General features: G+C 48.8%; 19 protein-coding genes. 10 read left to right on the top strand and 9 right to left on the bottom strand.

Annotated elements, in window-relative coordinates; genetic code table 11:
- Positions 1–3 precede the first annotated feature (3 nt).
- Positions 4–3,072, top strand: a complete 3,069-nt coding sequence (locus tag ACXAF9_RS14725) for a diguanylate cyclase (protein ID WP_475075450.1) — start codon at positions 4–6, stop codon at positions 3,070–3,072.
- A 70-nt stretch (positions 3,073–3,142) separates the two neighbouring features.
- Here ACXAF9_RS14725 and ACXAF9_RS14720 read toward each other — a convergent pair whose 3' ends face one another.
- The 8 genes from ACXAF9_RS14720 to ACXAF9_RS14685 all read right to left on the bottom strand — a co-directional run bounded on the left by ACXAF9_RS14720 (position 3,143) and on the right by ACXAF9_RS14685 (position 10,842).
- On the bottom strand, positions 3,143–4,177 hold the full coding sequence (locus tag ACXAF9_RS14720; RefSeq protein WP_475075449.1) for a TIGR01620 family protein: 1,035 nt from the start codon (positions 4,175–4,177) through the stop codon (positions 3,143–3,145).
- Positions 4,174–5,604 (bottom strand): YcjX family GTP-binding protein, encoded by a 1,431-nt coding sequence (locus tag ACXAF9_RS14715; protein ID WP_475075448.1) that lies wholly within the window; start codon positions 5,602–5,604, stop codon positions 4,174–4,176. Before ACXAF9_RS14715 ends, ACXAF9_RS14720 begins: the two co-directional genes overlap by 4 nt.
- Positions 5,605–5,666: 62 nt before the next feature.
- Positions 5,667–6,119 (bottom strand): nuclear transport factor 2 family protein, encoded by a 453-nt coding sequence (locus tag ACXAF9_RS14710; protein ID WP_475075447.1) that lies wholly within the window; start codon positions 6,117–6,119, stop codon positions 5,667–5,669.
- Positions 6,116–6,823, bottom strand: a complete 708-nt coding sequence (locus tag ACXAF9_RS14705) for a DUF6134 family protein (protein WP_475075446.1) — start codon at positions 6,821–6,823, stop codon at positions 6,116–6,118. The genes ACXAF9_RS14710 and ACXAF9_RS14705 overlap by 4 nt, the downstream gene beginning before the upstream one ends.
- A 20-nt stretch (positions 6,824–6,843) precedes the next feature.
- The gene (locus ACXAF9_RS14700) at positions 6,844–7,380 is read right to left on the bottom strand and encodes a DUF3833 domain-containing protein (protein ID WP_475075445.1); all 537 of its coding nucleotides are present in this window, start codon (positions 7,378–7,380) and stop codon (positions 6,844–6,846) included.
- Entirely contained in the window at positions 7,377–8,633 is a 1,257-nt protein-coding gene (locus tag ACXAF9_RS14695) for a class I SAM-dependent methyltransferase (protein ID WP_475075444.1), read from the bottom strand. Before ACXAF9_RS14695 ends, ACXAF9_RS14700 begins: the two co-directional genes overlap by 4 nt.
- A complete protein-coding gene (locus ACXAF9_RS14690) occupies positions 8,630–9,466 on the bottom strand; it encodes a DUF1365 domain-containing protein (protein WP_475075443.1) in 837 nt (278 codons plus the stop codon). The genes ACXAF9_RS14695 and ACXAF9_RS14690 overlap by 4 nt, the downstream gene beginning before the upstream one ends.
- Positions 9,463–10,842 (bottom strand): NAD(P)/FAD-dependent oxidoreductase, encoded by a 1,380-nt coding sequence (locus ACXAF9_RS14685; protein WP_475075442.1) that lies wholly within the window; start codon positions 10,840–10,842, stop codon positions 9,463–9,465. Before ACXAF9_RS14685 ends, ACXAF9_RS14690 begins: the two co-directional genes overlap by 4 nt.
- Positions 10,843–10,985: 143 nt before the next feature.
- Here ACXAF9_RS14685 and ACXAF9_RS14680 point away from each other — a divergent pair, with 143 nt between their 5' ends.
- Together ACXAF9_RS14680 and ACXAF9_RS14675 are read left to right on the top strand one after the other, a co-directional pair.
- Positions 10,986–11,540 (top strand): sigma-70 family RNA polymerase sigma factor, encoded by a 555-nt coding sequence (locus ACXAF9_RS14680; protein ID WP_475075441.1) that lies wholly within the window; start codon positions 10,986–10,988, stop codon positions 11,538–11,540.
- Positions 11,537–12,190, top strand: coding sequence for a ChrR family anti-sigma-E factor (locus tag ACXAF9_RS14675; RefSeq protein ID WP_475075440.1), 654 nt, complete (start codon positions 11,537–11,539; stop codon positions 12,188–12,190). The genes ACXAF9_RS14680 and ACXAF9_RS14675 overlap by 4 nt, the downstream gene beginning before the upstream one ends.
- 74 nt (positions 12,191–12,264) lie before the next feature.
- On the opposite strand, the gene ACXAF9_RS14670 is transcribed toward ACXAF9_RS14675, so the two are convergent.
- Positions 12,265–13,632, bottom strand: coding sequence for an SPFH domain-containing protein (locus tag ACXAF9_RS14670; protein ID WP_475075439.1), 1,368 nt, complete (start codon positions 13,630–13,632; stop codon positions 12,265–12,267).
- Between the two features lie 309 nt (positions 13,633–13,941).
- Here ACXAF9_RS14670 and ACXAF9_RS14665 point away from each other — a divergent pair, with 309 nt between their 5' ends.
- The 7 genes from ACXAF9_RS14665 (at position 13,942) to ACXAF9_RS14635 (ending at position 22,286) form a co-directional block, all read left to right on the top strand.
- Positions 13,942–15,927, top strand: coding sequence for a type VI secretion system Vgr family protein (locus tag ACXAF9_RS14665; protein ID WP_475075438.1), 1,986 nt, complete (start codon positions 13,942–13,944; stop codon positions 15,925–15,927).
- A 22-nt stretch (positions 15,928–15,949) separates the two neighbouring features.
- The gene (locus ACXAF9_RS14660) at positions 15,950–17,368 is read left to right on the top strand and encodes a DUF4123 domain-containing protein (protein ID WP_475075437.1); all 1,419 of its coding nucleotides are present in this window, start codon (positions 15,950–15,952) and stop codon (positions 17,366–17,368) included.
- A gap of 21 nt (positions 17,369–17,389) precedes the next feature.
- Positions 17,390–19,576 (top strand): hypothetical protein, encoded by a 2,187-nt coding sequence (locus ACXAF9_RS14655; RefSeq protein WP_475075436.1) that lies wholly within the window; start codon positions 17,390–17,392, stop codon positions 19,574–19,576.
- Entirely contained in the window at positions 19,545–20,522 is a 978-nt protein-coding gene (locus ACXAF9_RS14650) for a hypothetical protein (RefSeq protein ID WP_475075435.1), read from the top strand. The genes ACXAF9_RS14655 and ACXAF9_RS14650 overlap by 32 nt, the downstream gene beginning before the upstream one ends.
- 1 nt (position 20,523) lies before the next feature.
- Positions 20,524–20,796 (top strand): PAAR domain-containing protein, encoded by a 273-nt coding sequence (locus ACXAF9_RS14645; RefSeq protein WP_475075434.1) that lies wholly within the window; start codon positions 20,524–20,526, stop codon positions 20,794–20,796.
- A 313-nt stretch (positions 20,797–21,109) separates the two neighbouring features.
- Positions 21,110–22,018, top strand: coding sequence for a hypothetical protein (locus ACXAF9_RS14640; RefSeq protein WP_475075433.1), 909 nt, complete (start codon positions 21,110–21,112; stop codon positions 22,016–22,018).
- A gap of 1 nt (position 22,019) precedes the next feature.
- Positions 22,020–22,286, top strand: coding sequence for a PAAR domain-containing protein (locus ACXAF9_RS14635; protein WP_475075432.1), 267 nt, complete (start codon positions 22,020–22,022; stop codon positions 22,284–22,286).
- The last annotated feature ends 259 nt before the right edge of the window (positions 22,287–22,545 follow it).

The following is a 22,545-nucleotide window of genomic DNA, read 5'->3' as shown; positions in this document are numbered from 1 at the left end:
TTGATGATGCTTGTGTGTTTTTGGTCGTTGATGGCTTGGTCGGATGATCAGCCCTCGTCGGAAGATAGCGATATCCACCACTTGGAGCTGTACCTTAATTGGCAGCACCAATTTGAATTTGCTGGCTATTACGCGGCCCTTCATAAAGGGTATTACCGCGATGCAGGCTTAGATGTGAGCATTAAGCCTTACCGCATGGAGGTTTCTGCCCGGGATGCCGTCCTAGAAAGTACTGGGCGTTACGGCGTCTCCGATAACCGAGTGATTTTGGATTATCTGCGGGCCAAGCCTCTGGTTCTATTAGCGAACTTCTTTAAAGTATCCCCGCACATCATCATCACCCAAGCCGACATCCAAACGCCGTCTCAGCTGAAAGGCGCACGCATCATGGCGGTGCCTCATGAGCTGGAATCGGCGGGTATGCTGACCATGCTCCGTCAGTTTTACGTCACCGATGAGGATTATCAGCGCGTCCCCTACGAGGATGCGATAGAGCGCTTTGCCCGTGGCGAAATCGATGCGATGACCGCCTATCGAAGTAATCAGCCTTACGCGCTAGAGCAACGCGGTATTCCGTACAATGTGTTAGATCCGACGCGGTACTCGGGTGAGTTATACGCTGGGAATCTGATCACCTCTGAAGCAGAGATCACTCAATACCCCAAACGAGCACAACGCTTCCTAGATGCGACGTTAATGGGGTGGCAGTATGCGCTGGATCACCCCAAAGAGATCATCGAACTGATCCACACAAACTACAACCCGGATAAATCGGCCGAAGAGTTAACGTTTGAGGCTGATCGTATTCGGGAGTCGATAAAGCCGACGGTTCACCCCATCGGCAGCATCGATAAAGAGCGCCTACGTCAGATCGCTTCAATCTATATCGAATACGACTACGATGTGTCGCGCACTCAGGTTGAAGGCTTGTTGATGATGCCTGATCAAGCTCGACTGGCGTCGATAGGACTTACGGTCGCCGAGCAGGAGTACCTGCAAACGCACCCGGTACTGAATGTTCACAACGAGATGAACTGGCCGCCGATCAACTTTGTTGAAAACGGTAAGCCGACCGGCTTCTCAGTGGATTATATGAATCAGTTGGCTCAGAAGCTTGGCATTCGTATCAATTATGTATCTGGCAATGACTTCCCGGCCTTTATGCAGATGCTTAAAGACCGAGACTTGGATGTCATGTTAAACATCGTAGAGACGCCCGAGCGTCGAGAGCACTTCCTGTTTACCATGCCTTATCTGGCGGCATCATCGGGTATTTATACCAAGTCGGGCTCATCACTTGGCATAAAAAGCTTAGATGACCTAGCAGGCCACACGGTTGCTGTACCTACGGGGTTCTTCTTGAACGAGCAGATCCAGCGCTATTACCCCGATATAGTGATTAAAAATTACCCCGACTCGGTTAAATCATTGGCCGCGGTTGCCTCTGGGGATGCCGATGCCATGATAGGTCGCACGGGGGTGCTGAACTACCTGATCGATAAGCATCTGCTGACGAATGTGGTCCTCAGCGCATCGGTTGAAGACCCGCGCTTTACAAGCCAAATGCAGATGGCGGTTAATCAATCGGAGCCTGTACTTCGCGATATATTGAACAAAACGATGGGGCGTTTGACCGAGAGTGAGCTTTCGGCGCTGCGCCGTAAGTGGGGACAAAACGCGAATACAGACACGGCGTTAACGCTGGAAGAGCAAGAGTATTTAGCTCAGCGTGAGCCGATCCGCGTGTGTGTTGACCCAAATTGGATGCCATTTGAAGGGTTTGACGAGCAAAACCAATACATGGGTATGGCGTCGGATTACTTCACCTTATTCGAACGCTTTTTGCACATCCCGTTTGAGATCGTCAAAACACCGTCTTGGCCGGAGGCTCTAAGGTCGGCTAAGCAGCGTCATTGTGATTTAGTTTCCTTGGTGATGGAAACGCGAGAGACGGCGTCGTATTTGAATTTCACGAAGCCTTTTATGAACTACCCCTATGTTGTGGCGACACGTCAAGAGGAGTTGTTTGTTGAAAGCCTCGATCAGATCTTAGAAGAGCGCATCGCGATGGTCGAAGACTATGCGCTGTTTGAACGCTTCAAAAAAGAGTACCCAGATACCGAGTGGGTTCCTGTTAAGAACATTGAAGATGGCTTACTGAAAGTCCAATCCGGTGACGTGTATGGCTTTATCGATTCGGTACCGAGCATTGGCTACACCATCCGCGAGCTAGGCCTTACGGACATTCGTATCACGGGTAAGCTCGATATCGATCGCCCTCTACGTACCGGGGTGCGAAACGATGATCCTATACTCTTTAGTGTGATGCAAAAAGCGGTTGAACATCTGGATCAGGACGATCACCAAGACATTCGTCGACGCTGGGCACCTGCTGAAATTGAGCGTGAAGAGGATTACACCCTCGCGTTAGCGGTATTGGGGGTCAGTATTCTTGCGATGAGCTTTTTGGTGTATCGCCAGTTTACGCTCAAGCGCTATAACGACCGAATCCGTCAGGCGTACCAAGAAAAAGACGAGATCTACAAAGCCTTGGTTGAGAAAAACCGTTTGCTAGAGCAGATCTCGACAACGGACCCTCTGACGCAGGTGTACAACCGCTTGAAGATGAACACCATGCTGCACACCGAAATCCAACGTGTGAAGCGGTATGGCGGACTGTTCTCGGTGCTTATGTTGGATTTGGATCACTTTAAGAAGGTGAACGATACCCACGGCCACCCAGTAGGTGACCAAGTGCTGTTGCAGTTTGTGGATCGGGTACGTGAGTGCTTGCGAAGCACTGATGCGCTCGGCCGCTGGGGTGGAGAAGAGTTTATCGTTTTGTGTCCTGAAACCAATCTTCGAAGTGCCCTGTTGGTGGCGGATAACCTGCGTCGTCAAATTGAAACGGCCGCCTTTGAGACGATTGGGCATCAAACGGTCAGTGTGGGTGTAACGGCTTATCAGCCAGGTGATACGCAAGAGAGCATCGTCTCCCGTGCCGACCAAGCGCTGTACTTTGCTAAGGAGAACGGCCGTAACCGCGTCGCTTCTGAGCCAAAACTCATATAATCCTAACGGTTAAATGAAAAAGCCCGCCTATCGAGAGATAGGCGGGCTTTTTGTTGAGACCGTGGGCGGGTTACTGGCCTTTCTGAGCCTCGTTTGCGACGTCGGAAATGATCTCTTCATTGAGCTTCTCCAATTCCGATTGGGCTTTGCGCGTAAGCGGTAGCGGGCGGCACAGACGAATCGCTTGACGACCCGAGCGCGCCGTAAAGAGGCTGGCTCCAATGCCTTGACCTGCACGAGCGGACAACGTCTGCGTAATCGAGGCCCCTAACAGGTGGCTGCCTGCATGAATGGTTACCTCGCTTAACCCGGCAAACGCGATGTTGTGCAATACCTGTTTCAGCAACTGCCACTGCGTGACAGCCCCTGGGGCGATGCCATAAATCTCGGCCAATTCGCGCAGCATTTTCAAGTTACGCCAGCCCACCAGGTACATATCAAAGGTCGCGTAGGGGCTTAAGGCGACCATTAAGCCGGCTTGAACACTGTGGCGACGCACACACGCGAGTGCCGCTTGGTCTTGCTCTTTTAAGGCGTGGTCAGACACATAGCGGATGATCTCGCCATCGTTATAGGCGGTGTCCACTTGCCGAATCGCTTGCTTAAAGGTCTGGTTAATCTCGGTGTCTTCGTACAGATGATCCAGCTCTTTTAGAAGCGGCAGTGCCTCACCGTGCGTCTTCTGACCTTGCAGCAATCGGGCACGACTGTGTAGGGCCTCGGCCTTACGCAACTGTCGAAGCCCTTTAAAGTTACCGTGCAGCCAGATCGCGCCCGATAAAAACGCAAGGCCCGTGATGCCGCTGCAAGCGACGCCCACAATCGGATTCAGCTCAAACCCCCATTGGATAAAGCGGTAGACCTCGTTAACGACCACACCGGTTAATAAAAGGCCGGTGGTCGCTGCAAAGGCTTTGGTCCAAAAGCGGCGTTTTTTCTTCTGCTCAAAGACGGGCTGATTCGAAACCGTGACCGGATGATCTTCAACCTCCTGAACGTCTTCGACTTTAAAGGTATGCGCTTCTTGATGGTGCTCATCAAAGGGGCGAGTGTCTTTGACCAGATCCGGGTCCAGTGTGATCGGTTTTTTCCACGACTCACTCATGAAAGGTGATCTCCTATCAGGTACTCAAGTGCTTGATCCAAACGGATATGGTGTTCTGGCTTGAGCTGCGTAGTGAGGAGGCGTTTAGGGGCGAAATCCAAAAACTGGAATCGACTGCTGTTCCAGTCGGCCTCGGTGGGTAGCTCGGTAGGGACTTCACCCGGGAAGATCGCCGTCGGTTTGCCATCGGCTTTACTGAAGCCTTTTAAGCATGAGATCTGCTGGCCGTGCAACTGACCAACCGCCGCGTCGGTCGAGCGGATGGAGGCCAGCGCCATGCAGCTGGTGTCGATCTCTTCAAAGCGCATTTCACGTTGCGCATCTTGGATGATCAGCTCCAGAAACTTATCGAGGTTATGATGCTGGTTCGCGGTGACGTGGTCGGCCTTGGAGGACGCGAACAGCACTTTATCGATACGCGGGCTGAAAATGCGGCGTAAAAAGCCAGATGACCCGTAGTTAAAGCTTTGTAGAATCTCGGTCAAGGCCAGCTTCATATCATCAAAACAGGGCTTACCGTTATTCAGTGCTTTTAAGCAATCAACCAGCACCACTTGTCGATCAAATCGGGAGAAATGCTCTTCATAGAAGCGTTTAACCACCTTCTCCTTGTAGGCGTTAAAGCGCTTTTTCATCACATTGTAGCCGGAGGCTGGGTCGCTATTCGCGGAAATGCCCGGCAGTGGGAAAAGCTCAAGCAGTGGGTCGCCAGCCAGATCGCCCGGTAAAATGCAGCGCCCCGGTTGCAGTACGCTTTGCGCATGCGGTTGTTCACGCAGTTGGTTAAGCAGCGCGGTGTAAGCTTGGCTAATGGCCGTGAGTGTGGCTGGCTCCACCTCGATGCTCCAATCGGTCTGTTGGATTGTGTGATACCACTCTTGGCCTAAGCTGCTGCGCGGTGCTTTATCAAACAAGGCTTGTTGCTGCTCGCACCAGGTTTCAAAGTCCATGCGTAGCAAAGGCAGGTCGAGTAGCCATTCGCCCGGGTAATCGACAATGTCTAAATTCAGTGTGGCCGAATCCGTCACAAGACGTTTTAGCCGACTGCCAGGTTTGTATTTGATGGCAAGGTTTACCTCGGCCAAGCCCGTTGTTGAAGGCGGCCATTGTGGTGGCTCCTGCCCTAGGGCGTTGACCGCCGCATCCAAGGGAAACGGCTCGGACATTCGTGCTGGACGGCGCTTGATACTGATGATGCGATGTTCGGCCGCCGCGGATAAAAAGGGGAGTGATTTGCCCTGATGTGCGTTCATCAAATGGTGCACAAGGGCCGTAATAAACACTGTTTTACCGCTTCGGCTAAGGCCGGTAACGGCAATACGAAGGTGACGGTCTAGTCCTTGATCGACCGTTTCTTTGATCTGATGTTGTAGATCATCGATCCACTCGGGGCCGAGTGCTCGTTTAAGGCGAGAGCCTATGCCCATTCCGATCTCCTTGTTATGAATTCTCTAATATAGACCGTAAAGTGGGCTGGGAGTTGCCAAACTTAATCTGACGGACGTATGGCAATCTTACGGCGTATCCATCGGATAGCCCAGCCAATCACCGGCAGGTGCTGATAGAAATGCTGACCTGAGTCCCAGTGGTCGTAGTGCATTTTTACTTTGGCGTGATCATCAAAGAGGATTTCGGTTGTCCCAGGAAAGGCCCATGGCTTGCCGCTGCGTTTAAATGTGCCGGTGAAATGCCATTGAATCAAAACGGTGTTGCCATCCCAACCGCGATGGCGAACCTCAAAGCGAGGGTTTTGTACTTCCTTGATAAAGTCTTTCATGGCTTGATGAAAACCCGCCTGACCGGTCAAGTCGTTAAAGGGGTCAACAAAGCGTACATCCGGTGTGGTAAGTTGCTCAATTTGCGATAGTGCATCGGGTTGCTCGAGGGTATTCATAAACGCGATGTACTGCTCAAGCGCGGTCTCTAAAGCCGGTGTACTCATTGATCTTTACTCTTAGCAATGAGGGATGGCGTTTCGGGTGCGATACACTGGATGCACTCAAACTCGATCCAAGCACCCGAAGGGTCCGAGAAAGCCAGTTTTACCCATTGACCTTCGGGCGTGTACCACACCTCGGTGTCGTTAAGATCCCCTTGATACAGAAAATGCTGTGCTGATATCGCACCTTGTTGGGTCTGTATCTGTGCCTTAGTGGGCTTGGTTGGGGCAATGGCCGAGAGCTTTCCGGTTAGGGTGTTAAGAAGCTCAGATTGGCTAAGTGCCTTGATGTTGTAGTGATGCGTGGTCAGAACCTGACTGGGTAACGGCGATGCTTTTGACTGTGTGGTCGGGATCAGTTGGCCGTTTTGTAGCAGCCAGTGCGCGCGTTGGGTTTTGTCGTTCTTGGTGATGGTGTTACTGAAGCCGATTAATGCGCCATCTTGCCAGCGCTCCTGTGCACGGTACACGTAATGATAGGGCAGCAGCTTAAACACTTTGAACGATAGCTCCATTGAGACATCGACCTGCCATTCGGTAGCGGAAATATCGCGAAATTCCGTCAGATAATAGCCCACCGGTTGGCCGTTTCTTAGAACGGTAAACTCGATGCGATCACCGTAAAGCTCACTGAAAGGGTGGGCTGCGGCGCTTGAGCTTACGAGCGCTAAGATCAGGGCACATCCTATTGAACCAAGGTATCTCATCTTAACGCCTTTCAGTCCTATTATTGAGGGTGTTTCGAGAAGAAGAGGATCACCTCGCCGACTCTAAAGCCCCACTTTGAAACCGTCGCTTTGTTGATCATCACGCCATTTTGCTGCAAAAACATCCAATCATCAAAAGCGACCTTGTAGGATGTATCGCCCACCGCTAAGTCCATGGTGTAGCGCCAGTTAAGCGCGTTGCCACGGACATACCCTTCGGCTTGACCGACAACATCGCCCGCGGTGCCGGTGTAATAGCCATCGTTGCCTGGGGTGATGTTCCAGATGCGTTGATCGGTTTCGCCATCGTTATAGACAAAGTCCTCAACTAGGGTGAGGGTGCCCTCCTGATACGTGCCTTCAATGTTCACCGTAAACTGACGTTTCACATTGCCAAAGCGATCTTGAAATAGGCCATGGGCGTAGGTTGTCCCTTGAAAGTACTCTTCCAGTACCAGTTTGGGACCTTGTCCTTTGAAATCATCCACATTCATACTGCTGCAACCTTGTAGGAAGAGTGTGAAGACACCGAGCATAACCATCCATAAGCGTTTCATGCGGTTTTCCTAAGTTTGAAGAATCGGACATCAATCGAGCCGTAACGGAAACCGCTCTCGCAGTAGCACAGGTAGTACTCCCACATGCGCTTGAAGCGCTCGTCGTACCCCATTGGGTGGATGGATTCCCAATCCGCCATAAACTGCTCACGCCATTGGCGCAGGGTCTCGGCGTAATCCAAGCCAAACTCTTCATCGACTTCTACCTCGAAGCCGTGTTGGGCGGCGAGTTGATGCATGATTTGTGCAGTCGGTAGCATGCCACCCGGGAAGATGTAGCGCTGAATAAAATCGGCGTGGCTGCGGTAGTAATCAAAGCGCTCGGGCGCAATACAGATCACCTGTAAAACGGCCGTGCCCCCTTCGTTAAGGGAGCGGTTCAGTGTCTCGAAGTAGGTGCGCCAGTGTGGCTCGCCGACCGCTTCGAACATCTCGATCGAGACGATGCGATCAAAGGTGATTTGTACATCTCGGTAGTCTTGATAACTCAACGTGACGCGTTGATCGGCCTCTAGGGCGCTGATGCGTGCTTTTGCGTATTCAAGCTGCTCTTTGGACAGCGTGACACCGTACAGGTGGGTGTGCTCATCATGGCGTGCAACGGTTTCGGCAAAGCCGCCCCAGCCGCAGCCGATCTCTAGAATACGATCCCCCGGTTGGGCTTCGCTTAGCTCTAAAATACGCTGGTATTTGGCCTCTTGCGCTTCTTTTAGCGTGCGCGATTGCCCTGCAAAGTAAGCGGACGAATAGGTCATCGTCTCATCTAACCAGCGCTTGTAAAACGCATTCCCCAAGTCGTAATGATAGGCGATGTTTTTACGGCTGCCTTCGCGGGTGTTATCGCGCTTTTTATGCCACAGGTTGATCAGAAAACGCGCTAACGATTGCTCTTGAAAGGCCTCTTTTAACGCTGGCTCGTTGTGCATGGCCCAGTCGGTGAGGGCTACAAGGTTATCGCAGCTCCAATCCCCATCCATAAAGCTCTCGGCCCAGCCCATCATGCCAGAGAAGGCGCTTTTAACCACAACGCGGCGGCGGTGAAGGCGTACAAGCGGTATCTGAACATCGCTTTGTGCGTGACCCACCGTGAAGCGTTGGCCGTTTGGCAAGATCAATGAAATGGCACTGACACGCGCATCGGTTAAGCGTTTTAACAGGGGTCTGAGCAAGAGTGGGCTTTTCTTTAAGACGTGATCCGACGCCTTACCGGGAATCAGCGTCGTAGAAGGACTGCGAGTAGACATTCGATTCATGATGAGCTCACTTTGCTGTGTGGATTCGCTAAACGATGCGTGGAGACCACGCGTGTATTGTCCTGCCCTCTGGACACCGGATGTTCAGGTGGTGAGGGGCGTTTGACCAAACGAAGCCCTTTAAGCCAAAGCCTCAATGCCTCGTAGTGGATCGCACTTAATACCTTTACGGTGTTAAGCGGGAATTGGATGGCCTGTTTGATCAGGTTTGTTTGGGTCAAGGCTTGTCGCTCACCTTGCCAGCGGGCCGTCAGGATGGTTTTCTCCTGATGCGATTGCTGAATGATGAAATCGAGCGCTTGCTCAGGTGGCTTAAAATGAAAACCGTACTCACAGTCCATCGGCATAAAGGGGGACACATAGAAAGCCTTCGAGGCGCTGTGATGAATTTTGCGGTTTGACGACGTGGGTTCGGTGACCGGCACTAAGTAATGATGCCGCTGCTTAAAGGTGTTTCGTACCTCATACACCACCGCCGTAAGGGCTTTTTGAGCGTCATAACAAAACCACACCGAGAGCGGGTTAAACGCATGTCCGTAGGCACGGACTTGGCACAAAAGCTCCACGGTTTCGGGTCTGGGTAATCCGTGATCGGCCATCAGGGTATCGATGAACACACGGGCGGGGCGACCATCACCCAACCCGTAATCACGGTCGTGAAAAGCAAATACGGCGCTTCGATTAACGCCAAACCCGGTTAAGGATTGATCCAACACCGGCAGCTCATCGATGTCGATCAACCAGGTAGTGAGTCGATAGACAAACCGATGGTCCTTCGGGAAGCGCCGATGGTGCATGACCTCCCCGTGGTAAAGTGCGGATTGAAACTTCATGCTGCTGAGCCTAAAGGCGCATCGCTTTTAATCACCCGCTCGGCCCAATCAGCGGGAATCGGAATGCGCGCATTCATGTTCTCAACTTGCCAAGGACGCGGCACGCCACTGAGTTTTTCGGCCACCAAAAGGCCAGATTGAATGCCATCTTCATGGAATCCAAAGCCGCACCAAGCTCCGCAGAACCAAGTATTGTTTTGACCTTGCAGCTGCCACAGTGCTTTTTTGGCTTTGTCGGTTTCAAGGTCAAACACGGGGTGATCGTACAAAAAGCTGGCGTGAATCTGGCCTTTAGCGGGTTCATCAAATGGGTTTAGTGTCACCAGCATCGGCGTATCGGTGTTAAGCGATTGTAAGCGGTTCATCCAGTAGGTAACACACAGCGCGCGTGGCCCTAACCGGTAGTCGGTAAGGTAGTTCCAGCTTGACCAAGCGGCTTTGCGGCGGGGCATCAATTTGGTATCACTGTGCAGCACGGCGCGGTTTCGCTCGAAACGGAATTTATCCAGACATGCTTGTTCTTGATCGCGTGGGTCAGCCAACATGCGCAACGCTTGGTCGGCATGACACGCAAACACGACGTGATCAAACTGCCAATGATCGCCATGCCAGTCGGTCATTAAGACCTTACCCCCGATACGCTTCACTTCACGAAGCGAGCGATTCGTTAAAATCGTGCCTTTAAAGTCGGCACTTAAACGCGATACGTATTCACGGCTGCCGCCCTTAACCGTATGCCACTGTGGACGATCCTTTACCTGCAAGAGCCCGTGGTTTTCACAAAAATCCAAAAACGGCTTAGCTGGGTAATCCAGCATCTTATCCATCGGCGTTGACCAGATGGCGGCCCCCATCGGCAAAAGGTGCTCATCTCGAAAGGCATCACCAAAGTTGTGCTGCGCTAACAAGTCACGCAATGTCATAGAGGGGGAGGGGACAAAATCCTCATTTTTGGAATCTTTGTAAAAACGTAAGATGTCCCGCACCATGCCTAGAAAGCGTGGGTTAACCAAGTTGCGCTTTTGGGCAAACAAACCACTTAGCCCCGAACCGCTGTATTCGACCCGACCCTGATCCACCGACACCGCGAACGACATATCCGTTGGCATAACGGGTACATCCAGATGTTTAAATAAAGAAACAAGGTTTGGATAATTAGGCGGGTTGTAAACGATGAAGCCTGTGTCGACCGGTGTTTTTCCCTGCTTGGTATCAACATCCACGGTGTTGCTGTGCCCGCCCAAGCGATCATCCTTTTCAAACAGGGTGACTTCGCAGTTGGGTTGGTTTGCCAAGTGCCATGCGCAACTTAAGCCAGCAATACCGCTGCCGATCACGGCAATCTTTTGTGCTCTTGGTGTGGATGTTGGGCTCATAAAAAGGTCCTCGAACCGGTCGTAAAGGGTGTTTTTGATCGTTACGTGGGCTGTAAAGGTTTAGATCAATCAATCCCGCATTGAAATAGATGATCCAATCGTTAATCGGTATCGTACTAAGATCTATGAAACAGGACATCCGAATGCACAATAACTCCGATTCCAAGGCACAGATCAATCACTGGAACCAGTGTTTGGAATCCATCGCAAAAACGCGCGATAAGCAGCAGTACATGCTGTTTTACGACCATTTTGCGCCCAGGCTAAAGTCCTGGCTTTTGGGGGTGACGAAAGATGACACCCTTGCCGAGGAGATCGCACAGGAAACCATGATGACGGTGTGGCGTAAATCGCACCAATACGACAGTCGCAAAGCAGCTGCCAGTACGTGGATTTTCCGAATTGCGCGTAACTTGCACGTTGACCACCTACGCCGTCAACAAGTGCGTGATCGCGCTAACTGGGTGTTCGAAGACACCGAAACGGTTGATTACGATGTGCAATCGGATGGCCGAAAAATACGAGACGAGATTAAGAAGTTACCGGTTCAACAAGCCCAGGTGATCTTTAAGTCGTTTTTTGAAGGGAAAAGCCATCAAGAGATTGCGGACGAGATGTCGATCCCCCTTGGTAGTGTGAAATCGAGTCTTCGACTCGCGTTTCAGAAACTCAGCAAAGCAGTGAGACCTGAGCTATGACGGTAATCCATCATCCCGATGATTCAACATTAATCAGCTATGCGGCGGGTACCTTACCTGAGTCGTTCAGCGTGCTGGTGTCGTGTCATCTTTCATTTTGCCAAACCTGCAAGGATCGCATCAAAGACGCGGAAACCCTGGGTGCAGCAATGATGCTGGACGAACCCGAAGCGGATGTTTCAGTATCCCGCGATGCGTTTTTTGAGCGCTTAATGGCCGAACCCGACATCGAGCCGATTGATGAAGCATCTACCGACCCTTCGTTGACCACGCATCATTTGCCAAAACCGTTGGCAATGATGCTGGAACAAGGCGAAGAAGGTCTGCCATGGCGTCGCTTAGTGCCGGGTATTCAACACATTAAAATGGACACCCACGATGGCGAGCTTCGGTTGCTGAAAATTCAGCCGGGCGTGTCGATCCCGATTCATACTCACAACGGTAGTGAGATGACGTTGATTTTGAAGGGGTCTTACTCGGATGAGTTAGGTCGCTTTAAGGCGGGCGATGTGGCGGATCTTGACCCGACCATCGAACATCAGCCGATCACCGATGGCGCCGAACCGTGCATCTGTCTGATCGCAACGGATGCGCCGATGAAATTCCAAGGCTTGCTGCCCAAGCTCTTACAGCCGTTTGTCGGATTGTAAGTTTGGTTTGTCATTAAAGACTGAACGAAAAAACGCCCGCGATTGCGGGCGTTTTTTGTATTTACGGCAAACGCTTAAGGCGTTGGGGAGATCTCGCGATCATACGACAGACGTTTAGCTGCATCTAACGTCAGCATCTGCATAAAGGCTTTGGTTTCGCCATCGGAGCCGACTGGCGCACCGCCGTCACCAGAACCAAAGACGTTAGTGGGTACCGAGCGCTTAGCAAAGGCTTCGGCCCACAGTTTTTGGATTTCGATCTCAGCTTGGAGCTTATCCGCCAACGCGTTATCCGCTTCCAGAATGACGCGTTTCTCGTACGCTTGGGCATCCGCGAGCGTGCGTTGTGTTTCAGCTTCGATGGTCGCTTTCTGCAAGTTGATCTCGGCGGTCTCTTTCTCGATCTGCGCTTGTGCGCGAAGCTTCTCGGCTTGTGTTAACGCCAGTTGCTTGTCGGTTTCCGCTTCCGTGGTTTTTTGGATCTGTTCCACTTTCGCTTTGGCCTGACGCTCTGCCACTTCACGCTCACCACGGGCGATCGCAAGTAAGCGTTGCTCTTCTTCTTGAATGCGCTGCTCACGGGCAATTGCACGGTCGGCTGAAGCTTTCTGTTTTAACTGCATGCGCTCTACAAATCGCTGGTTTGGTTGCATATTGGTCACACGCGCATCGACCACATGGATACCAAACTCGTTAAAGCGCTGCAGCTTACGGATCGGCGTGCCGTCGCTGCCCATTACCTTTCGGACACGAAACTCCGTTTTGTTCTCATCGCCGTACTCTTGTTGATTGGTACCTAAAGAGGCGTTGGCGCTGGCCTTGGTGCGGCCGGTCGAGATCACGACCTCTTCACGGCGAACACTGTAGATACCATCTTTCATTTGGCGCTCAAACTCGGTGTTAAACTCGGTACGCCCACCTGAGTAGTACTCCTCGGCGCTCATCAGCGAGCCCGTTGCCTGTAGCGTCTCTTTAAAGGCGGGGATCAAGGCGGTGCGCAGCAAGTTTTCGGGTGAGCGGTACTCGTGTGCCAGCTTTAAAAAGCCCTCTTCATCGGTCGGGATCGAGAAGCGCACCGTCGCTTCAGAGTTGGCATCAACCTGATCCAAAAACATGATGTTTAACGGCGGTAAGCTTGCGCTGGCATCGTTGGATTCTGTCTCGGTGTAGTTGAGTTCTTCAGTACCACCGCGCACCGCTTGAACCGTTAAAGCTCGCTTCCATGAGTTCCAGCGACCAAAAAAGAACAGCTGGTAGCCCACATCGGATACGACACGCTCATCACCGGTCAGCGTACGTACGTGGTACACATAACCCGGCTCTGCATAAAAGACGGATTTGGACAGCACATAAATAAGGGCTAGAAAACCGAAAAAGGCCAAGGCCACACCGCTGAACAGCAGTTTGAGTTTAGGAAACAACGAACGTCCTGATTCTTCCATTTTAATTCCACAGTTGATCTAAGGTTTAGGCGAGGTAATCATACGGTTTTTTCTGCAGGGGTCTAGCATACACTTCGTATTTTTGTTGAATAAAATTTATACATTCCCCACAAAATAGGAACTATTCCCATAGAAAGCGGCTCAGAGATTTTTTAAAATAGTCCTATGGATGAGCAATGATCTCTAACACGAAGGCGGGCTGTGGTATTCAGTAGTGCCCAATTTCCAGAGATTAATGTCGAGGTATGCAGCGCCCGCCCTGAACGGATGACTGCGTGAACTGTTCGCTTAGACAGGACAAGGATGTATATGGCTGTTTTCTCCCAGCAGAGCCGACTATTAGCGATTGACACCCCGTTAGGTGACGATCAGCTTCTGATGACCCGCCTAGATGGCGAGGAATCGATCTCCTCCCTTTTTGAATTTACTGTCGAGATGTACTCGTTGGATAAGGCCGTTGCGGCAGAATCCTTAGTGGGGCAAAACGTGACGCTTAAAATTGCCAGCGTCGATGAAGACTCGCTGTACATGGATGGCAGCTACCGCTACATCAATGGATACGTCAAAAGCTTTCGCCAAGAAGGCCGACGCCTGCAGGATTTGCGCTGCTATTCGGCGGTGATCGTGCCGTGGTTCTGGTTTTTAACGCAAACCAGCGACTGCAAGATCTATCAAAACAAAACGGTAGAGCAGATTGCCGAGTCCATCTTCCGTGAAAACGGCTTTTCCGATTATCAGTTTAAGTTGATCGGTCAGCATCCCGTACGTGAATACTGCGTTCAGTATCAGGAAAGTGACTTTACCTTCCTGTCTCGCCTCTTTGAGGAGGAGGGGATCTACTACTACTTCGAGCACAGCGATGGTCAGCACACCTTAGTGATCAGTGATCATATTGGCGGCTACGGCCAGTGCGACGAGAGCGATCTGACCTACAGCGCAGGCTCCGTCACTCAAAGTACGATCCACACCTGGCATCGTACCTATCAGTTTATGACCGGCCAACACACCCAGCGCGATTTTGACTTTAAAAAGCCGAGCCATCGACTGCAATCGAGCGCGGTTGCCAAAATGAGCATTCCAGGCACCGGTAAGTTTGAACAATACCACTACCCTGGGCATTACCACGATAAAGGTGTGGGGTCTTATTGGGCACGTGTGCGCGTTGAATCCGATGAAGCGGCGTATAACACCGTACAAGGTGAAAGTGGTTGCCGTTCATTAACCGGTGGTCATCGTTTTACATTGGAACGCCACGATGATGCCCCCGAAGAGCGCGCCGACTACCTGCTGCTGAGTGTCACGCACACCGCGCAAGACTACTCCTTTACCAGCAACGAAGATCAGGAAAAAGAGTACAGCAATCGCTTCCGTTGCATTCATGCCGATACCATTTATCGTCCACCGCGGTTAACCGAATGGCCGCGCATGCAAGGCCCGCAAAGCGCGATTGTGGTCGGCCCCTCCGGCGAAGAGATCTACACCGATAACTTTGGTCGCGTAAAAGTGCAATTCCACTGGGACCGTTACGGACAAAACAACGAGAACAGCTCGTGCTGGGTACGTATCAGCCAAAACTGGGCAGGGCGTAATTACGGCAGCTTAGTACTGCCACGCATCGGCCAAGAGGTGATCGTCGACTTTTATGATGGCGACCCGGACCGCCCGATCATTACTGGCCGCGTCTATAACGCTGAGCAGATGCCGCCAAACCAGCTGCCCGACAACAAAGCGCGGATGACCATTAAGTCACAAACCCACAAAGGCTCCGGCTTTAACGAGCTGACCTTTGAGGACGAGGCCGACGAAGAGTTTATCTACATGCACGCCCAGAAAAACATGGAAACGCATGTCAAAAACTCCCGCCAGTCCCGCGTGGAATTTGATGACACGACCACCATCGGTAATAACTCCAATTTAGCCGTTGCGAAAAACCGCCTCGAAACCATCGATGGCAACCGCGATGTCACGGTAAAGGGCAAACAGCTTGAGAAAATCGACGGCGATTTAGGCATGACCATCGGCGGCGATTGGAAAAACAAAGTCGGCGGGGATTTAACCTTTAAAACGGGCGGCAACCTCATTCTAGATGCCTCCAAAATCACCCTTGTGTCCGGTGGTGCCGCGGTCGTGATCTCTGGTGGCAGCGTTAAAGCGATACCCAAGCTCAGTGTGGGCCCAGGCGGTGCGGGTGGCGCATCGGTGCCGACGGTCCCAACCGTAATGAAGGCAGCGGCCGGAACCGGCTCACCGTTTGTATCGCACTGCCCGAAAGAAGCGCAAGGCGAAGAAGCGTAATCATGATAAGCCGTAAGATCAGATGAGCACAGCATCCAACAACGAACCGCAAGCGTGGATCGGCGCGTGCCAGGTGGTTATCCAGCCTGGCCGTTTGCGTTTTTGGGAGACACAAGCGCTGGAAGCGATCGCCTACGTGGTGATCCACACCGACGGTGTCGAACCCTTCAAGCAGCTTTTATACACCGCGCTGAAACACAACGGCCTCGACCTAGTGCGCGTGGGCTCCATCCAACCCTTGTTGCATCACTTTCGCACCAAGGGAATGGCGCAGGACTTAGTCCAACTGGCCCGCCAAGCCACGCCCGAAGCGCCGGTGGTGTTTGGTCGCTTTCAACCCTTGGAAGAGAGCATCCCCAAAGCACCCGAACCCCAAACCAACGAAGCGGCCACCGCAGAGAACCTGCGAAGCGACCTGCAACTGGAACCCGAAGCGCCAAAAGCGCCCGCAGAGCCTGCAAAACCCGAGTGGCCAGCGCCAAAAGTGGAGCAGCTTACATGGGAGTCGTTATTGGAAACCGAAACCGCGCCGCTCTGGGCCATTGTGGATGGTGCCAACTGGCCGGAAATTGAATCCCTACTGGAAGCCTACGACCCACCGCACAGCTGCTTATACACCACGCTTGACCCCGAAAACCGAGCCGCTGCCCCGTGGCTTGTGAAATTGGAACGCGGCGAGCCAATGTTAGAGTTGATGCGCGAGCGCGACCAGATCCAACACAGCGGTATCCTCTTTACCAGTTACGAAACGGTCAAAGCCTTGCGGGATCACTTCCGGTTATTCACCATGCTGTGGACACCGGCGGATGACAAATCGCCCATCTACTTCCGCTTCTACGACCCGCGGGTATTGATGGACTCCCTATACATCCTAGATGGCTGGAAAACCGGCCGCCTGCTACAGCCTGTGGAAAAACTCTTTCTTCCGCTATCGCCGTTAATGGTCTTCGAAGAAGGCAGTGAACAAGATCAAGAAGTCGACCCCTTTTACGACTATATGCACTACCAGCAAGAGCTGCTTCACATCACTCCAGACAGTGAACTGCCGGAGGGTGTGGTCAGCAGCCGCAAAGCCTTCAAGATCTCCCAGCGGGAGTTTGAGAAATATGGGCTGATGCATGAGAAGAGGGCAGAGCGGCAGTTGGCGAGAAGCCTAAAAGAGACTTTCAATAAAGAGTTTAGTAATGACAGTTATTGGATGGCAGCTGTGCTTGCTTGTACAAGAGGTCAAGAGTGGGATTTTATTTCCCAAAAACAAGTACGAACTCTCTCCGAATGTTATCTCCAGTTTGGAGAAGACTTTCCAAAAGCGTACCCCGATATAAAAGCGCTATTAGAAGATCAATCACTCCTTAATTGGCAACGAAGACAAGCCATAGAGGAGTGGATGCCAAAAGGCATCGCGCGACGCAATATACGTAAATTGCCAAAGATGGCATAGAAGTACGATAAGGACTATCAGATGACTATAAGAGCTTCAGATCAACCAGTGACACTTGTTGACTCTGTGTCAGGACAGACCGTAACAACGTCATTAGCTGAGCTAGATGAACTGGCTTTTGCAATGAGTGAGCAAAATATTTTATCCAACACCTCCCCAAGCATGCTTAGCAAGAGCTATGAAGCGGTCGAGAACAGTCTAAGTGTCGCTGCCGAATGGACAGGAGATTTGCTTAGCGATGGGGTAGAGGGAGCGACAGGTCTAGCAAAAAGTGCAGGGAGCGCAATAGGTGAGGCTTATTCTGGCTCTGCTTTAGAATATGGGGTAGATAGTACCCGAGAGTGGAGCTCTGAGCTGGCTACGAAGGTCGAAGCTGGTGTAGTTGAAAAAATTCAACAAGCTAAAGTTGAGCTCCAAGAATGGAAAGATGACCCTAGAGCTAAATTGGAAGAAACAGCAAGCAACGCAGGGCAATCAATTGAAAGCGCTAGGGAGGCGGTTGGCGAAGGTATAAGTAAGACAAAAGATGGAGTAGTTCATCATTACAATGAGCTATTTGGTAATAAAGGGATTGATTTTGGTAACCTTTCGGATGGAGCATCTGAAGATAGGAAACTAGGAAAGCCTATTTGTGTATGTCAAAGCATAGAACCATGTTGTGTTATTTCTGGTGAAATTAAGGATGCCGATAGAGATAAAATTGCTGGCGAAAGAAAAATAGAATGGCCTCTATGTCCTGGTCAACCATCAAAACTATTGATGATAATGAAAGATGTAAAAGGTTCTCATTTGGGAGCAGATATAGAGGTGATGGTAGCTGGTAAGAATAATAGTAATTGTACAAATAAATATGATTACCACCCATCGGTTCTAGAAAGCTCAGGATTAGGAGGGGAAGAGTACCTAATAGAGCAAAAATCAGAGAGAACTGTCTACTTTGATAAGCCTGACTTGGGACTTTTTTTGTCATCAACCCTTTTTCCGGCTGAGGTAATTGGATGCTTTATTGTTTTAAAGAAAGTTGTCGAGTACGTACATGGAGATCATCTTAAAAATGGATATTCCTACAAAGTAATTCAATGCTCGCAAGATGAGACAATGGGAAGGGCCCTCCAAGTGATACCCCTTCCGTACATCAAGTTGGCAGGTAATCTGACTATCGAAGTCGAAATGGCTTTAACTACGGCAGGTGTGAAAATAAGTCCTTTAAATGAGTGGTTTAGTGGAAGTCTTGAAGCTCAATATGGTGATGTGGAGTTTAGTTCTACTGTAACTAAAAAGGCAGCAGGGAGAGATCAAGAAACAAAACTACCTTTTCCATTATATGTTGTAGAAAAAATAAAGCAGATATTTGACTTCCTATCATCTAAAAGTGGTGTTAGCGGAGAAACCATAAATAAAATAAAGCAAGCTGGTGCAGATGTGGCAGAAGGCACTGGTGTTACAGTGACTCCAAAGATACAGTTTACAGCTGAAGGTGTAGAAACCAAAAAGGTGATGGGCTCGCCTAACGTAAAACTAGATCTTGCTGCTTTAAAAATGACTTTTGGTGGAGAGATTAAGGGTCAAATTGACATACTTGAAATCGCAGTGACTCTTTTATCGGGTGGCGCTGCTAAAGTGTTAAAAAAGGCGAAAGAAAAGGCGGAAAGAATCGGGGATGGATTGAACTCCTCTTTAGGTGGCGAAAACACTAAATTAAATTGTGAGTTAGTCGCTATGTTAGAGTTTGGGGGGAGTTTTGATTTGATAATAGACTACGGTTCTGCTGGTGAAGTTATACTTCAGTGGGATGGTAAAAAGGTCATAAGTGGATCTAAGTACGAGAAAGAAATTAAACAAGAGATAAAGTTTTTTGCGTCAGCGAAAATTTCTTTTGTTGTTGAAGCTGAAGTGATTTTGCTTGAAGCCGAGGCTGGAATTAACGGAGTATTGAATACGGCATGGAATTTTCAGTTTAAGCAAAAAGAAGAAGATGGCGAAGTTAATGAGTATAAGCGTTATTTCTTTGAGGGTCTTAAACTTAAAGGAGGAATTTATTATGGTGTTTCAATGAAAACAAATAATAAAGAATCGGAATCAGATAATAAATATGAAGAAAGGGAAAGCGAAACTAGTCAGGCATTAGTGGAAAAGGAGTACGATTTGCTTGAGCCAACAGTTAAAGAGGTGACAGATGATATACCAGCATGGATTAAGACTTCTTAAAGTAATTTTTTTTATATTTTTTATTCAAGGTGTAGCGATGGCAAGTGATAAAATTTCGGTAAGTATAGAGTCAACTGATGTGGTTTATGATGTCAGAGTTAATGGGTTACCTTTAATTAAAAGCAAGAAGTTAGCTCCAAGAAGTTTGCAGATACCTGCATATCATATGTTTAAATCCGGTAAGAACTCTCTAGAAGTAAATGTGGCTGGAGTCTATAAGAATAACGATGGTGATATTGTAGAAAATTTTAGCGATAGATCATCTCTATATGTCTCTATTATTAGAGATGGGAATAAAGTTGATGCTTTTAACTTACGTTATGATTCAGAAAAAAAATCTTTGATTGATGGTGATAGAACATACACTGGGAGAAAAGCTGGATTTATTAGTGAAGGTATGGAAGTTAGTAAAGATTACAGGTTTGATGAAAGCACAATTTTATTAGGTAGATACAAAGAAAACTCGATATCGAAAAAGAAAGATATTTTAGTAAAGGATTATCATTCTTTAAAGGAGTTTTGGAGCTGGAGAGAGGGAGAAGATATTGATGCCAGTGATTATGATCTTTTAAAAAAGGCTTATGAGGATCATTATCGTAAAATAAAATCAAACGATGTTGAGGGTGCGGCTAAACCACTCTATCCTTTATATGAGCTAGTCGCGAAAAAGTACAGTGATATTAGTTTACAGGATTATTTGGTAGATAATAGTGTTCTCGAAACTTTTCAGGCTGAAAGAGTTAGTGATGGAAATGTATATAAAATATCACCACCTGATTTCTCAAGAACAACCTTTGATATATTAGATGGTGGTAAGTTAGCTAGAATTTTTCCTGATCCCTTAGTATGGAAGTTTGGTGATAGGAAAATAGATTCAGGGTTGCTGTTTTATAAAAAAGATGGGGTTTTTATTCCGTTTTTCATCTCAAATGATACAGATTTCTAATATGGCTATGAAACCCATAGCCCGTTTAGGAGATCTTCACTCCTGCCCAAAAAAAGGACATGGCACATCCGCCATCGTATCAGTCGCGGCGGATTCTGATGCAGGCGGTCGACCCATTGCAACTGTTGGTGATCGCACGGGTTGCGGCGCGATCATCATCGAAGGCTCATCAAAAATGTCGATTGATGGCCGTCCCGTTGCCTATGTGGGTTGTAAAACAAGCCATGGTGGAACGATCATCACAGGTGATGAAACATTGTTGGTAGAGCCTTAAATCCATCAAGCCTAAGAAGCCCAAAGTGTTCAAAGTACTTTGGGCTTTTTTATATCTACTCCAACCGCTCTTTAACAATTTGGCTTAAGTTGAAAGGGGGGTGTTTATTTTGGTGTTAAAATTTCTGGATCAGATGCTACATCGAAAGATGATGAAGTATTTAATGAGTCTGAGAGCTCAGTAGATCAAACTATAATTGAGAAATAGATATATTTGTTAGAGTCAACTGTTAAGGAAGTTACTGATGATATACCAAGGTGGATTAAGACTGGTTAGTTTTATTTTGTTTTTTTTTAGTATAGGGAGTTTTGCTATGGCAAATGAAAAAATATCAGTATCTGTAGAGTCAACGAATATTGTTTATGATATTAGAATTAATGGTATTCCTTTGATCAAGAGCAAAGATGTTAAGCCTAGAAGTTTACAGATACCGGCTTATGAGTTTTTTAAAACTGGAAATAATAAGATTGAAGTTAATTTTGTCGGTATAACAAGAGATGATAATAATCAAGTTGTACCTGAGCTTGATAAGAAGACTTCGATATATATATCTTTGGTGAGAGATGGTACTAAGATTGGTGTTCTAAGTATTTATTATGATGCCGAAGATGAACGTCTTAAGTTTAGCGATAAAACCTACACAGGACAAGTTAGGGTAGAGGAAGGATCGGGTATTGAACTAATAGAGGATGACATGGAGTTTGATCAAGGGGAAATATTATTAGGTAGAAAATCTTTTAAATCTTATTTAACTTCAGCGAAAGTTTCTATTGCAAATGTTGCTACTTTGAATGAATACTGGGATTGGGAAAAGGGCGAGCAAATTAAATCTGAAGATGCAGGTTTGTTAAAGGGGGCATATCAAAAGTTTTATGAGTCAGTGATTGCTGGCCCTGAAGTGGCAATTGAACCATTTATAAATTCTTATAAACTAGTAGCAATGAAATACTACAGTGGTACGTTTGAGGATTACCTGGAAGAATATAATTTGCTTGATACTTTTTCTGAAGTCCGGGTAAATGATGGGGACTTTTATAGAATATCTAAGCCAGATTTTAATAAGTCAAGAATGGAAATTCTTGGTGGCGGGAAACTTGCAAGGTTTTATCCAGATCCATTGAAATGGTACTGGAATGATAGGAAAATTGATTCTGGGATTATTTTTTATAAATCTGGAAACAAATTTATCCCTTTTACTATAGTTACAGATTTAAGCTTTTAGCATGAAACCTATTGCCCGTTTAGGAGACCTTCACTCCTGCCCAAAAAAAGGGCATGGCACATCCGCTATCGTATCAGTCGCGGCTGATTCTGATGCAGGCGGTCGACCCATTGCCACTGTGGGTGATCGCACTGGTTGCGGCGCGATCATCATTGAAGGCTCATCAAAAATGTCGATTGATGGCCGCCCCGTTGCCTATGTAGGTTGTAAAACAAGTCATGGTGGAACGATCATCACCGGTGATGAAACATTGTTGGTAGAGCCTTAAACCTATCTAGTCTAAGAAGCCCAAAGTGTTCAAAAGCACTTTGGGCTTTTTTATATCTACTACAACCGCTCTTTAGTCGCCCCTGAAAAATACGTAACCGTATGATTTATAGTGGTTTATAATGCGGTTCGAATATGGAAAACCCGCTTTTTTTGCCCTTCAGGGCCTAAATAGTTGCAGAATCGTTGATTTATGAAACCGAAGAAGAAGCTTTCAGAACCGCAAAACGATATGTTCCGACCTAGGCTGGAGGATATCG

The sequence above is a fragment of the Neptunomonas sp. ABH4_499 genome (genome assembly GCF_056160565.1).
This window is presented reverse-complemented; position numbering and strand designations above follow the sequence as displayed.

What these genes read in the sequence shown, in the direction of transcription:
- ACXAF9_RS14710 (WP_475075447.1), bottom strand. Translation starts at nt 6,119, where the DNA reads ATGAGTACACCGGCTTTAGAGACCGCGCTTGAGCAGTACATCGCGTTT.
- ACXAF9_RS14635 (WP_475075432.1), top strand. Translation starts at nt 22,020, where the DNA reads ATGAAACCTATTGCCCGTTTAGGAGACCTTCACTCCTGCCCAAAAAAA.
- ACXAF9_RS14725 (WP_475075450.1), top strand. Translation starts at nt 4, where the DNA reads ATGATGCTTGTGTGTTTTTGGTCGTTGATGGCTTGGTCGGATGATCAG.
- ACXAF9_RS14690 (WP_475075443.1), bottom strand. Translation starts at nt 9,466, where the DNA reads ATGAAGTTTCAATCCGCACTTTACCACGGGGAGGTCATGCACCATCGG.
- ACXAF9_RS14680 (WP_475075441.1), top strand. Translation starts at nt 10,986, where the DNA reads ATGCACAATAACTCCGATTCCAAGGCACAGATCAATCACTGGAACCAG.
- ACXAF9_RS14655 (WP_475075436.1), top strand. Translation starts at nt 17,390, where the DNA reads ATGACTATAAGAGCTTCAGATCAACCAGTGACACTTGTTGACTCTGTG.
- ACXAF9_RS14720 (WP_475075449.1), bottom strand. Translation starts at nt 4,177, where the DNA reads ATGAGTGAGTCGTGGAAAAAACCGATCACACTGGACCCGGATCTGGTC.
- ACXAF9_RS14700 (WP_475075445.1), bottom strand. Translation starts at nt 7,380, where the DNA reads ATGAAACGCTTATGGATGGTTATGCTCGGTGTCTTCACACTCTTCCTA.
- ACXAF9_RS14650 (WP_475075435.1), top strand. Translation starts at nt 19,545, where the DNA reads ATGATATACCAGCATGGATTAAGACTTCTTAAAGTAATTTTTTTTATA.
- ACXAF9_RS14665 (WP_475075438.1), top strand. Translation starts at nt 13,942, where the DNA reads ATGGCTGTTTTCTCCCAGCAGAGCCGACTATTAGCGATTGACACCCCG.
- ACXAF9_RS14670 (WP_475075439.1), bottom strand. Translation starts at nt 13,632, where the DNA reads ATGGAAGAATCAGGACGTTCGTTGTTTCCTAAACTCAAACTGCTGTTC.
- ACXAF9_RS14675 (WP_475075440.1), top strand. Translation starts at nt 11,537, where the DNA reads ATGACGGTAATCCATCATCCCGATGATTCAACATTAATCAGCTATGCG.
- ACXAF9_RS14640 (WP_475075433.1), top strand. Translation starts at nt 21,110, where the DNA reads ATGGCAAATGAAAAAATATCAGTATCTGTAGAGTCAACGAATATTGTT.
- ACXAF9_RS14660 (WP_475075437.1), top strand. Translation starts at nt 15,950, where the DNA reads ATGAGCACAGCATCCAACAACGAACCGCAAGCGTGGATCGGCGCGTGC.
- ACXAF9_RS14715 (WP_475075448.1), bottom strand. Translation starts at nt 5,604, where the DNA reads ATGGGCATAGGCTCTCGCCTTAAACGAGCACTCGGCCCCGAGTGGATC.
- ACXAF9_RS14645 (WP_475075434.1), top strand. Translation starts at nt 20,524, where the DNA reads ATGGCTATGAAACCCATAGCCCGTTTAGGAGATCTTCACTCCTGCCCA.
- ACXAF9_RS14685 (WP_475075442.1), bottom strand. Translation starts at nt 10,842, where the DNA reads ATGAGCCCAACATCCACACCAAGAGCACAAAAGATTGCCGTGATCGGC.
- ACXAF9_RS14695 (WP_475075444.1), bottom strand. Translation starts at nt 8,633, where the DNA reads ATGAATCGAATGTCTACTCGCAGTCCTTCTACGACGCTGATTCCCGGT.
- ACXAF9_RS14705 (WP_475075446.1), bottom strand. Translation starts at nt 6,823, where the DNA reads ATGAGATACCTTGGTTCAATAGGATGTGCCCTGATCTTAGCGCTCGTA.